Consider the following 13864-nt stretch of genomic DNA (forward strand, 5'->3'; position numbering starts at 1 on the left):
ATAAGTTTAACCATTTTAGAAGGTAAAATTAAGTCCCAAGGAATATGAACGAGCAAAAGCATAACTTTTACCAGATCCCCAACCATTAAATCCGTCTCTACTAATTTCAGGATCAAAACCCTCTATGATATCATCAATCTCAAACAAGTTTTGCCCAGTGAAATAGATATTGGCCGATTCAATAAAGCTCTTCTCCATTAACACTTTTGGCAAAGCATAGTTTATTGTTAATTGCTTCATTCTTAAATAGGAGAAATCCTGTAAATACCTATCAGACGTTTCATTATTAAAATTACCTTGGTTACCAAGGACACGTGGCCAATACCCGTCCTTATTACTTTCCGTCCAATAATTTAAATGATTTACTTGTGGTGTACCGTTCTCATCTGGCCAGAACAGCCCCCCCCCAAGGTTTAGGTCTCTTTTTCCTACCCCTTGCATAAACATATCGATGGAGAAATTCTTCCATCGAGACCCAAGACTAATACCGTAGGTGTAACGCGGGGTACTGTTTCCTATAATTTTCAAATCTCCCGGGTTGTCAACGGTTACAACTCCATTGTCTATTATATTATTTCCATCTTGGTCTACATACCATACGTCGCCACCTTCAATTTGAAGTCCCGTTCTATTAGAATAGTCTAGTCCAGAGGCAAGATACTCCTCTCTTGAGTCAAATAAACCATTGGTTTCATAGCCCCAAATTTCTCCAATTTTTTGTCCTTCATAAAAGGCAGCCGATAAGCTTTTCGTTGGATTGTCATACTTGGTGATTTCACCTTGAGAATCTGCAATATTAAAGCCTAGGTTATAATCTAACTCGCCAATCCTATCTCTCCACATTAATTCAAACTCCCAACCTTTGGTGATAGACTCCACAGCATTTGCCTGAGGAGCCCCAGTACCCAAGGTAGCTGGCAGCGCCGTTGCTGGACCAAGTTGATCCACAACCTCTCTTTCATAGTAATCAAAAGAAAATTGCATTCGGGATTTCAGTAACGAAGCATCTATCCCGATATTCTTAGTAGTTGCTGTTTCCCAAGTTAACGAACTACTAACAAGTGAAGGACGTCTAATTGATAATGGACGATTGCCATTTAAAATTGTTCCTGGCCTAAACGAATTTAGTGTAGGCAAATAGGGGAAGAAATCAAGATTATTTGAGTCAAGTGATTGATTCCCCAGTGAACCGTATGATCCTCTAAATTTAAAATCATTGACTACAGACTTTAATCCCTCGAAAAAAGATTCGTTAGAAATCCTCCAACCAGCAGAAACTGATGGAAAAAATGCCCAACGATCTGCTTTTGGAAAACGGGAAGTTGCATCATATCTACCGCTCAATTCTAGAAGATACTTATCTTTGAAAATATAGTTCAAGCGATAAAAATAGCCTTGTAATCCCCAAGAAATATTAAATTCTGAAGCTGTTGCCGTACCTGTTGTAAGGTTTAAAGATGGTAGTTCATCTGTAAGTAAGTTTGTGTTACTGGAGTTAGAAAAACCAAATGATTTACTTTCCTCATTAAAACCTAAGGCCGCTTTAAAATAATGACTTTCAGCGAATGTTTTTTCATACTCTGTATAAATATTAATCGCGTAATAATCATTTATCTCATCGTTGAGGTATAATGCGGTTGGTGTGGTATGAACTGTACTTGCTGCATTTAATTCCGATGGCCCTTCAAAACGTTCCACCATTTTTTTGTGCTGTTTCCTATGTTGATTATAGGCGTTGAAGGAATATGAACCGTTAATTTTAAGCCCCTCCAAGGGTATTATCACCCCTCCAACAGTTACCCAAGAGTCATTTGTCTGGGTTTTATCCCTACCACCATCTTTTAATAGGGCGAGTGGGGATTCTGTATTTGTCCCATCAGGATTCTCAATCGGGATAAAAATATTCTTTCTGGTAAGATCGTGCCACAAGGTACCTACTCCTGGATAGGTAAAAGGGGCGTCTTTATTGGTACGTGTAAAAACAGTGTTCAAATTAAGTTCTAGCCAGTTGGTAACATTAAAATCAAATTTCCCTCTAATATTAGATCGTGTATAACTGTCATTTCCATATTTTAAAATCCCCTCTTGATCGAGTCTTCCTGCGGATACAAAATAGGATAGGTTATCATTTCCACCCCTTATGGAAACATTGCTTTGGGAAATAGGGTTAGAGTTAGCAAAAATAGTTTCAAACCAATCTGTATTGCCCACATATATATACTTTGTAGGGTCATTGGGATTGATAATTGCTGCAGGGTTATTTTCAGGATCATTGAAATAAGCCGTTAAGCGTTCTTTCGTCTCTGCATTGAAAGGAGCCCCCGTTCCAAGGTTTTTACTCTTTTCCTCTCTAAACTGTACCAATTGCATTGAATTTACTAAGTCCGGAATCTCCGTAGGTTTATTTAAAGAATAGTTATGACTTACTTCGACCATAGGCTTGGCATTTTTATTTCCTTTTTTTGTAGTAATCAGCACCACACCAAAAGCTGCCCTTGAACCATAAATAGCCGCCGCAGAAGCATCTTTCAGCACCGAGACACTGGCTACTTCATTCGGGTTAAGTATATTAGGGTCCATTTCTACACCATCAACAAGAACCAAAGGTCCGCCACCATTGGTAGAGGTAAATCCCCTAATATTAAAAGATGCCCCCGATCCCGCAGCACCATCAGAAAAATTAATATTAAGATTGGGTAATAATCCTTGTAGACCTTGTCCTAAGCTAGTTATTGGTCGATCCTCCAAAGCTTCAGCCGACGTTACAGATACCGCCCCTGTCAAGTTAATCTTCTTTTGTGTTCCATACCCAACTACGACTACTTCCTCTAGGCCAGCCGCATCTTCCTCCAAAATCACAGAAAGCTTTGTTTGCCCGTTAACAGAAATTTCTTTTGTAGCGAACCCCAAATAAGAGATTACCAATATGGCCTTCTGGTCGGAAACGGTTATATTGTAAAAACCATCAAAATCGGCTGTCACTCCATTAGTGGTTCCTTTTTCCACAACGTTCGCTCCAGATAATGGGTTCCCATTTATATCTGTAATTGTTCCGCTTACCGTTTGTTGTTCTAGGATATTGACAGAACTGGGGATAACTGTAATTGTTTTACCCGTTTTTGAAATAATCTTTGTATCGTTTTCAGTGTGGCTCATTGCTACCTGAAAACTCAGTGCCATTAATAGCAGAGGGAAAGATCCACATCTCCTTTTAAATTTGGAAGTGGTAATCTTCCGTAAATTTTGATTCATACTCATTTAGTTTGGTGGTTAATTATTGCTTTATGATACTCCCTCGTTTTCCATGGTTTATGAAATTATTCATGGCTCAAAAAAGTAGTCCATCAAATCTATTGGTCAATGAGTAAATATATAGACAGATAACTGGTTTCCTTGGGGGTTGAATTATACGATACGCCTCCTAAAAACTAACTTTTTATGGGGTTCATTTGTACTTTCACCAACCACAACATCCATATATTCATTTAATTACAAGACTTTTACAACTACCTACAACACTAAAAACCAAAATATTTACCATAGGTGAAATTTCAATTTTTCCTGGATGATCCGCTAAATCGTATATTTGAATCATGTCCATTAATAATATTGTATTTTTAACATCCCCAGAACGTTTATAATGAATGGCACCAACACGGAAGCATTTTTTTTTATTGATAGCCTTATTTTGCAACACCATTTTTGGGCAAAAAGAAATCAACACCCTTCCTTTCTTTTCGTTGAATGTCAAAGATGGGCTGTCACAAAATTATATTACATGCAGTACGCAGGATTTTGAAGGCTTTATTTGGATCGGCACAAGAAATGGTCTTTATAAATATAATGGTTACCATTTTGAACAAATCAATCTTAAGGATACGGGAATTGAAGACAATCACATCAACAGCCTATTTAGGGATATTGCCCATAATTTATGGATAGGAACAAACCAAGGTCCAGTACTCTACAATTATAAAACCGGAGAAGTTGTATCCAAATTCTTGGAGCATACCGCACTGAATGAAACTATTACGACTTTTTTTCAAATAGATAAAAAAGTTATATGGATGGGTACCAACAATGGTAATCTAATCTCCTACAACACCACCACAAATAAAATTAAAAGTTATACTCATTCCAATATCAGGAGCGTATCTAACATCACCAAGGTCGATTCTAATACATTGTTGGTAAGTTATAAATTGGGTGGAATACTATCTTTTTCTATTAAAGACGAAAAATTTTCTATTCCTGAAGGATATGAAAGTGTAGAAGAAACAGGAATAAACGCTTTGATCCCCATAAAACCAAGAACTTACTTGGTAGCCACCCTAAATGGAATTTTTATATACAAAATTGGCCATAAACCTGTTGAATTAAATAATATTGATAGCACAATAAACACCAATGCATTAAAATCCATTATCAGCTTTTTACCTAATGACAACCAAAAAATATGGCTGGGTACTGATGGTCACGGTATATTGGAATATGACATTCCTTCAGGGAAACTTGAAGCAATGCACTTCTCTTCTTTATCCCCTTCCTTCTCTGTCACTTCCATGTTTAAAGCCACGGATAATTCCATTTGGGTGGGAACCACTAACCAAGGTTTAAAAATAATTAATCCTTATAAAAGTAAATTTAACCATTGGACTTTTGAAAAAGGCAATAAGACTGGTTTAAGTAGTAATTCTGTTTTGGGGTTGACGGAAACCGACCAAGGAAAAATAGCCTTGGCGTTGGACGGTGGTGGCATCAATCTATTTGACCCGCACACGAAAATTTTTGAACACTATTATAAAAATCGGGAAGAAAAAAGGGTAAACAATACCGTGATTCAGGATAAAAATAATCGTATTTGGGCAGGAACATACAACCATAGCTACCATGTTTCAGGATTTTCCCATTATAACAGCCTAGAACCCCTGAACACTCCTATACCAAAAGAACTCCAAAATACTTCTGTTAAATCCTTTCTCCGGGACAATCAAGATAATTTATGGATCGGTACCCATGCTGATGGGATATACCATTACCAAAATAAAACTGGTGAGATAACAAAGTTTAAGCAGAAAAATCCACTTACCCAAAACGCCCAAACCTACTGCATATACCAAACCGCTGATTCCAAAATCTGGTTTGGATGTTATTCCGGCCTTTACGTATATAACCCTGAAAATGATTCCTTAACAGAATACTTTCCACAAAAAGGATCCCATTTTAAACAAATAACCTCCATTGAAGAATGGGATGGTGATAATTTATGGATAAGTACCAAAAACGGACTATTTAATATTAATAGAAAATCCAATAAAACAGCTCTCTATACAGAGAAACAAGGCTTGCCCAGTGATGTGGTTAATTCCCTATTGCTGGATTCTTCAAAATTTTTATGGTTGGGAACCGACAAAGGACTTTCACGATTAAATCCCATCACCATGGAAATTCGAAACTTCGGACGAGAGGATGGTATTCACGGACTTGAATTTAATGAAAATGCCAGATTAAGAGGGAGTGACGGCACTCTATATTTCGGAAACACTAACGGAGTATACTTCTTCCACCCAAACCAAATAAAAACCAATCCGATTGCACCCGATATAGTTCTGACGGATTTTAAAATCACCTCCGATAACAATACTACATCTCCAAATATCATTACGGAACAAAGGCCCATCAACCAAGTAAAAGAAATCAATTTAAACCACAAACAAAATTTCTTCACCCTATACTTTACAGCATTAAATTTTACAAATCCTGACAAGAACCAGTATAAATTTAAACTTTTGGGTTTCGATAAGGATTGGATATTTACCAGCAATGAAAGAAAGGCCACTTATACGAATATTCCTCCGGGGGATTATACTTTTAAGGTCCAGGCTAGCAACAATGATGGTATATGGAACGCTACTCCAAAAACAATAAAAATAACGATATCCCCCCCTTGGTGGCAAACCTGGTGGGCCAGGGTTTTATTTATTGTATTGGTTATTGGATCTTTAATCTTGGCCAACACCTATACGTTAAAGCAAATAAAATTAAAAAATGCACTAAAAATTGAACGCTTGGAAAAGAACAATCAGATTCAGTTAAATGAATTCAAGACCAAGTTATTTACCAACCTTACCCATGAATTAAGAACTCCCTTGACGATGATATTGAGTCCATTGGATAAATTGATTGCTACAGAAGTACAAGGGCCAGAATATAAAAGCCAGCTTACTTCCATTCAACGGAATGCTCAAAATTTACTAAAACTGATAAATGAATGGCTGGATTACCGCAAAACTACCGCAACAAAACCAATAATAAGGCCAGTCAATTTGAATTTATCCCAGTTTTCCGAAGCTATTACAGGATCCTTTAAGGAACTGGCCAGTAACAAATCCATAGGGATTACGTTTGTTTCGCATTCCCCATCCTTAAAATGTTATTTTGACCCTAGTGCCATAGAAAAAGTCATATCTAATCTTATTTCCAATGCTATAAAATATTCTGGAGAAGGTAGCGAAATTACTATACAGATCGGAAAATCCAACCACAAAATGGATGGTGGGCCATATGCCTTTTTTAAAATCGATGATGAAGGGAAAGGGATTTCATTTGAAAAACAGGAACAAATATTTCAACGTTTTAATTCGTTAGGCGAGAATCCTACCGTAAGTACGGGTATAGGTCTTTCTTTATCCAAAGAATTAGTAGAGACCCATCACGGGAAACTTAAATTTACATCCAAACAAGAGAAAGGTAGTACCTTTACGATGTTTCTTCCCTTAGGTACCGCTCATTTTACAGAAGAACAACTGTATAATACTTCGAATAATCACTATACCTCAACTAGCATAAAGGAAAAAACAGGAATTCAAAAAAATGTTACATCCAATATAAACCCTGTCAACAACTTTCATACAGAATCGGATTATACGGTACTGATTGTAGAAGACCAAGATGAAATACGTGAATACATAGCCAAAGAAATGGCAGATTTTTTTAAGGTCATTCAAGCCAATAATGGCGAAGATGGGTTCTCTAAAGCACTTGAATTCATGCCAGACCTCGTACTCTCAGATATTTTAATGCCCAAAGCAACAGGTTTAGAACTCTGTAAAAACCTAAAGAACAACCTCAAAACCAGCCATATACCCATCATTTTATTGACCGCTTTATCCGATGAAAAAAGCCAAGTCCAAGGATTGAAAGATGGGGCCGAAGACTATATTACCAAGCCATTTAACATTAATGCATTATTCTTTAAAATAAAATCGATAATTGAAAACAGAAAATTGGTCTCTCAAAGATATCAGATTGAAACAATAATGAAACCAAAGGAGTTGGCCAAGTCTACGCCTGATAAAGATTTCCTTGAAAAGGTCGTAAATATTATCCATAACAATATTTCGGAACCAAATTTTACCATTGACAAATTGATAATAGAATTGGGCATGAGCAGAACTCCTTTCTTTAAGAAGATAAAGAGTTTGACCAATTTGACCCCGAACGAATTTTTAAAGATCGTCCGTTTGCGACATGCCGCCCAATTACTCCTAAAAACTGATCTGAATATTTCAGAAATAAGTTTTGAAGTGGGGTTCCTGTCCACTAAGTATTTTCGTTCAACCTTTAAAAAACAATTTGGAGAAACTCCGTCAAGTTATAGGGATAAGAGAATAAAGGTATCCTGATCACTTGTTCTTATGTTCATTATATTAAGGACCGTTTTTACGATGCTTTTTTGCCGAAATTTTATGGAGGAAAAAAGGCGGAGTTTGCTATCGAGGTAAAACCATTAAAAATGTATCGATGACCGAGCTAAAGCATTTCAAACTGGAAAGCACAGAATTATACCAAAGGTTATCAACAAGGCATCAGCGATGATTAATTTTTGAACGGGACAAGATATTAGAAAATATTTTAGCTTCATCTCCTCCCCCAGGACCGAAATAAAAAACTATGCATTCTAACTAATTATTCGGCTCGCCAATAGACATGGGCTGCATATCTTGAACAAGGTGTATAATAAACAGCTTGGAATATTACTACTCGGATTCCCCTAAGGATAAGCTCTTTTTTCTGACTTTAGTTGGGTAACAATCGCAATAATTTTTATTAAAAAACGTTCTCATACTCTACTATAAAAAACACGGCTTTGAATTTAAAAAGATTAAGAATATTTTTCGGGTTTTGGTTAATCTGTCTAATAATCACATTAATATGGTCGCAGCTGCTTTATTCATCTTCACACTATAAAACTAGATTATCAATTCAGTATGCAGAATTTTACACATTTACTTCGATAGGATGGTTATGGTTTTCTCCTATGCTTTTAATGATACTAGATAAGATATATGAAAAGAGGATTTATCGGGTTCTGATAGCATTAACGCCACTAATTATAACTTTAATATATTATTCGATATTATGGAAGTACCAAACTCCTGAAATCGATTTTAGACTATTTGCGGGATATTACTATCGATATCCATATTGTATCGATATAATTTTATCTATTTTCTTAGCAACAATAATTGAAATAGTTCTGATTGAAGTAAAAGCGAAGAAAACGTATGCCAGACGAATGAATGGTTCCGCTATTAATTGACGGAATACACCCCTCAAAACGCCCAACTGAACCTTGTATTGAGCACTTTTTACCGCTAAAAATGCCATATAATATCATCTAAAACTAATAGGGTTTCCCACAAGGTTTTCAATACGCCCGTCACCTATTCGGTGAGCATTTATATAAATAAGCCTGAATACCCCTATAAACAGGGGCTTTAAGAGGTAGGTTCTAGACCCTCCGGCTCCACTTGTTGACTACCAAATTAACACAAAAACCCTGTAAACCCTTAGTTTACAGGGTTTTTTGTTTTATTCAATATCATAATATAACACTAACTAAAAAGTCATCAATTCGCTGAGTATTGTGCATCTGCAAAACCACTAACCAAATAGATCATAATTGCCTTTTTTTATGTGTTTTATAAAATTATTATCTTTTTCATCCTTATTTACGAATTTGAAGACATGTCCTTTTATACACTCCTAAACAAATAGTTGTATATTCTCGCTTTTCAATAAATTGCTTATATTAACTAGCTAGGTATAAAACCCTTAAATTAAAAACCAATACCATAAGGATAACCGAAATCATGTCGCAAAGACAATTTCAGCTATGCGAATTACATACCTGTACTGAGCGCAGCCGAAGTATGACCCTTAATAAACAATAAATATCCACATATGAATCCAGACGAGGTAATAGAGCTTCTCGAGGCCAACAAAAACGAGCGCGGTATTCAGAATTGGAAAAAGCTGAACCCAGATCCAGATGGTTTAAAAAGTTTTGGAATTGGACTTACTGTTCTTCGTAAACTATCCAAGCAGATTGGTCGTGACCATTCTTTGGCGCAACAACTTTGGAAGAGCGACCTCTACGATGCAAAAATTATAGCGCTTCTAATTGATGATCCAAAACAAATTACCCGAGAACAGGCAGAGAAACAAGTAGACAATATGAAACAAGGATTTTTGGCTCATGTATTTTCTTCATGCGATGCAACATTGGCTAAAACATCCTTTGTCGTTGAACTATTGACTGATTGGATAAATAGCGATCATACGATCCGTAAGGGATGTGGTTATGGCCTACTTTATGAAGTGTCGAAGTCTAAGAAAAAAGACGCCCCGGACGATGCGTTTTTTTTGCAAAAAATAGACCAAATTCACGATACATTCTATGGTGAAAAAAATAGTATACAAGTGGCAATGGGCGGGGCACTTCTTGGTATCGGTAAACGCAATATAATTCTAAATGCCGCAGCCCTAAAAGTGGCAAAAAAAATAGGTCCTATTCCTATCGAATCGGGCATTAGTAAATGCGAACCTTTTGATGTTGTCAAACATCTTACAAGTGATTATTTAAAGGAAAAACTAGGGATATAAAATAAGACAACCAATGCGACACCAATTAATAAGTATACTCAATACCCATACCAACATATAAGAAGCTTTAAAACTATCGCCTATACTGAACGTACTAATTTATTCAAACAAAGATTAACTAACATGGTTACAAAAATGGATAATCATTTAACAATAGAACCGCGTTTTTGTGGCCCCATAAATAGCGGAAATGGAGGTTATGTTTGTGGGTTACTTTCAAATTATGTCGATTATACTGCAGAAGTTACACTACGGCAGCCACCTCCATTAAATACAGAAATGGATGTTGTGGTTGAAGAAAATGAATTGCGCTTAATGCTTTCAAATGAAACAATAGCCTCAGTAACCTCGGGGACAATCGATTTTGAAGCCCCACAAGCCCCAGACTTCCATATGGCTGTAGAAGCTTCAAAGAATTATCTAGGGTTTAAAGATCATCCGTATCCATATTGTTTTGTATGTGGACCAAATAGAAATTCTCCGGATGCACTTTGTATTTTTCCCGGAAAAAGCTCGAACGACAGTATAATAGCCGCTCCATGGGAACCTGATAAACTCTTAGCTGATACAGATGGTAATGTTAAAAATGAATTTGTTTGGGCAGCATTGGATTGCCCTGGAGGAATTGTCGTTTTGGAAGAAAGTAAAATGATATTGTTGGGTAGAATGACAGCTAAGATTAAATTCAAAATACAAGTTGGGGAGAAATGTGTAGTTATCGGCTGGTTAAAAAGACAAGAAGGTAGAAAATTGTATTCCGGTACCGCTATATATACCGAAAGTAAAGGATTGTGCGCGGTTGCCAATGCTATTTGGATCGACACTAAGTAAAACAAATCATAACAAAAATAAATTCCATTAACACGCAGGATGATTCAATTCATTACAATTTATTTACAAATTTATACTTTATGAATATAACAGACTTCCTGATATCCTATGTACCATTCTCTCACGATGAACTAAATGACATCCTCTCTCATTTTACGAAAGAACACGTACAAAAAAATCAGCTCTTGGTAAAAGAAGGTGAAATTTGCCGGCAATTATATTTTATTGAAAAAGGCATGGGTAGAAGTTATTACCTGAAAGAAGATGGAAAAGAGGTGACACAATGGTTCTTTGGCGTTGGTAATTTTATGTCTAGAGCAGATAACTTTTTTAATCAATGCCCAAGTTTTTACTATTTGGAGGTTTTAGAAGATGTACGATTTAATACTCTCAAAAAAACCGGTCAGAGAAAAGGTTTATGAAAAGATGTTTGAATGGATTAATGCCCATTATTAATAAGGTTGAAAAAGCAGAACATCACCGGAAAAATTAAAACGCTCTCTATTCCATTAAAAGTTCGTTTATTTTTATTCAGGTGGTATTGACACTTTCCGTCTTTTATGGAAGAAAATTAAATAGTATCAGAAAATAAATAGCACATTTCATAAGCTTCTCTATACTATTTGTCGGAAAGCCATAGAACCTTTTTGACAATAAAACTTTCAGCATTTGATCTTCAATACTGCTATCTGCAGCCATGGAGAGTTCCTTAAATCACCGTTTTATTTCTCTTAGATATTTATTATTAAAACAAGCGGTGTTCATACCTTTTTTCGAGGAAAGGCATCAACCTCATTCTAATATATGTAACTGAAATGTTACGACAATGTAACCTAATTGTAACGATGCTAATTAGTTAAATAAAATTTGATGTCTATAAATTTGGTTTGAAGTAAAAATTGCCCTGATAAAGTTTAACTGTTAAGCTTGTGGTTTTTCGTATATGTTTTTTAACTAAAAAAAAAAAAACGAGTGCAAAACTACGCACTTTTTGCTCATTACAGTAAAATTATTTTTTAGGGTTGCCCTTATTCAATAGCTAAGATGTAACGGCATAATTAAAAATGGTTAAACACTCTATTATTTAAAGAAACAGGAAGAACCACACACAAACCTTTTCTTTTTACTATTTGCAATTTAAATAACCTAAAAACCAACCTAAATGAAAAACAAATTAATTATCTTTTTTTCTTTAATTCAATTCTTTGGATGCGAAAAGGCAAGGGACGAAATTAACGATCAACCTACTAGTGAAAACCTAAACATCACCACTAGTGAGAACCTTTTAATGTCAACATCATCAAATTTTGAATTGATTTGGCAAGATGACTTCAATGGGTCCTCCCTGGACACTACCAAATGGAGCCGGATTACCGAGGGAAGCCCAGACTGGAAAAACTATATGACCGATGACGATCAGGTCTATGATGTATCTAATGGATACCTTCATTTGAAAGGTATAGTTAACCCAGATACTCAAACCGATCCGAGACCTTACCTGACAGGGGGTGTTTGGACCCGAGGCAAATTCAATTTTACCTATGGCAAGGTTGAAGTGCGTGCTAAGATGGATTCTGCACAAGGATCTTGGCCGGCAATCTGGTTGCTGGGAAGTACAAATGAGTATGGTGGTTGGCCCGATTATGGGGAAATTGATATCATGGAACATCTCAATTTTGACAACTTTATCTATTCAACCATCCATAGTAACACAAAAAGTTCTCCAAGTAGTAAAACAGCAACTGTAAATACCAGTGACTTTAATGTCTATGGAGTGGAATGGCACCCTAATAGAATCGTATTTTCTATTAATGGCACTACGACATTTACTTACCTAAAAGAAGAAGGTGCCGATTGGCGCCAATGGCCGTTCGATAGGGATTTTCATCTGATTTTGTCCCAACAACTCGGAGGTAGCTGGGTTGGTAATGTCAACCCCAATCAATTGCCGGTAGATTATGTCATTGATTATGTGAAATACTACGAATATAATCCTTCTCCCGCGCCACCATCTGGATCGAATCAACATATAAAAATACAGATGAATGGAAACACTTCCAATACCTGGAATCATTTAACAGAAGTTACCCTCATTCATAACGGTACTGAGTATGTGCTACCGGCAGGTCATAATGCGCCTTCAATTTTAGGAGATGGGATAGGTGCCGACGGCGCTAGTACCGGTTACTATGGATTAGATTCAAACGGGTTGTTAGTTATCGACCTAGGGCAAGGTTACCAGTTTGAAGCTGTAAAATTAGGAGTATATAACGGCGATACCCGTACTTATGAAAATGTAGAAGTATCTGTTTCACCAGATGGATCAACTTATGGCGCTACCATCGTTAAAGATGTGCAAAGCTCAAGTACATTTGCTTTGCCCGAAGCTTATCAGTTTATAAAAATACAAATGCAAGGTAGTACCGCAAATATGTGGAGCCATTTAACGGAAGTTACACTAATTGATGGCAGCAGTGAGTTTGTAATGCCAACAGGTCATAATGCACCTTCGGTTTTAGGAGATGGCATAGGGGTAGATGGCGCTAGCACTGGATACTACGGGTTAGACGCCAGTGGATTATTGGTGATTGATTTGGGGCAAAAAATTAATTTTAATGCTTTAAAATTAGGGGTGTTTAATGGGGATAGTCGCACGTATCAGGGTGTAGAGGTATCGCTATCAAAAGATGGAGTGACTTACGGAACTATAGCAACACAGGATATACAAAATTCTCAGATTTTCTTTTGAATAAGTATTTAATTAATCACCCGTCAATCAGGTGAGCTAGGAGATAGAACAATGCTAAACATTCAAAATAGTGTTTAGTATTGTTCTCTTATACATTTTTAGACCTACAAGAGTTTTTGAAGTTCCCCTGACCATTTTTTGCAAAGGTTTACTCTTTCCTAAATCAACTTTAGTAGTTTTCTAAGATTTTATTAAAAAGAGTTGGATACCCTAAAAACAATAGGTTTTAGGGAGTTTTAAGTATGACTTTACATTAGCTCTAGAACACGAATTATTTGCTAAAGTTGGAACCATAAAATAACGGCGGATTCAGATACATCCGTATCTACTCGGTTT

6 protein-coding genes are annotated in these 13864 nt (G+C 36.3%); 5 read left to right on the forward strand and 1 reads right to left on the reverse strand.

The window, feature by feature from the left end; genetic code table 11:
• Positions 1-15 precede the first annotated feature (15 nt).
• The gene (locus tag HCG49_RS15500) at positions 16-3252 is read right to left on the reverse strand and encodes a SusC/RagA family TonB-linked outer membrane protein (protein ID WP_168470438.1); all 3237 of its coding nucleotides are present in this window, start codon (positions 3250-3252) and stop codon (positions 16-18) included.
• A gap of 392 nt (positions 3253-3644) precedes the next feature.
• On the opposite strand from HCG49_RS15500, the gene HCG49_RS15505 reads away from it, so the two are divergent.
• The 5 genes from HCG49_RS15505 (at position 3645) to HCG49_RS15525 (ending at position 13528) form a co-directional block, all read left to right on the forward strand.
• Positions 3645-7685 carry a hybrid sensor histidine kinase/response regulator transcription factor gene (locus HCG49_RS15505; RefSeq protein ID WP_168470439.1) on the forward strand — a complete coding sequence of 1347 codons (4041 nt, stop codon included), beginning with the start codon at positions 3645-3647 and terminating at the stop codon, positions 7683-7685.
• Positions 7686-9246: 1561 nt separating this feature from the next.
• Positions 9247-9948 carry a DNA alkylation repair protein gene (locus HCG49_RS15510; protein ID WP_168470440.1) on the forward strand — a complete coding sequence of 234 codons (702 nt, stop codon included), beginning with the start codon at positions 9247-9249 and terminating at the stop codon, positions 9946-9948.
• 135 nt (positions 9949-10083) lie between these two features.
• Complete coding sequence (locus HCG49_RS15515) at positions 10084-10779, forward strand: hypothetical protein (protein WP_168470441.1); 696 nt, start codon at positions 10084-10086, stop codon at positions 10777-10779.
• Positions 10780-10859: 80 nt separating this feature from the next.
• A complete protein-coding gene (locus HCG49_RS15520; RefSeq protein WP_168470442.1) occupies positions 10860-11201 on the forward strand; it encodes a Crp/Fnr family transcriptional regulator in 342 nt (113 codons plus the stop codon).
• 740 nt (positions 11202-11941) lie between these two features.
• A complete protein-coding gene (locus HCG49_RS15525) occupies positions 11942-13528 on the forward strand; it encodes a glycoside hydrolase family 16 protein (RefSeq protein WP_168470443.1) in 1587 nt (528 codons plus the stop codon).
• Positions 13529-13864 lie beyond the last annotated feature (336 nt).

This window comes from Arenibacter sp. 6A1, assembly GCF_012272855.1.
In the GTDB taxonomy this organism is placed as follows: domain Bacteria; phylum Bacteroidota; class Bacteroidia; order Flavobacteriales; family Flavobacteriaceae; genus Arenibacter.

Excerpts from the sequence above, each read along its gene's own strand:
- HCG49_RS15510 (WP_168470440.1), top strand. The coding sequence starts at position 9,247 with ATGAATCCAGACGAGGTAATAGAGCTTCTCGAGGCCAACAAAAACGAG.
- HCG49_RS15500 (WP_168470438.1), bottom strand. The coding sequence starts at position 3,252 with ATGAATCAAAATTTACGGAAGATTACCACTTCCAAATTTAAAAGGAGA.
- HCG49_RS15525 (WP_168470443.1), top strand. The coding sequence starts at position 11,942 with ATGAAAAACAAATTAATTATCTTTTTTTCTTTAATTCAATTCTTTGGA.
- HCG49_RS15515 (WP_168470441.1), top strand. The coding sequence starts at position 10,084 with ATGGATAATCATTTAACAATAGAACCGCGTTTTTGTGGCCCCATAAAT.
- HCG49_RS15505 (WP_168470439.1), top strand. The coding sequence starts at position 3,645 with ATGGCACCAACACGGAAGCATTTTTTTTTATTGATAGCCTTATTTTGC.
- HCG49_RS15520 (WP_168470442.1), top strand. The coding sequence starts at position 10,860 with ATGAATATAACAGACTTCCTGATATCCTATGTACCATTCTCTCACGAT.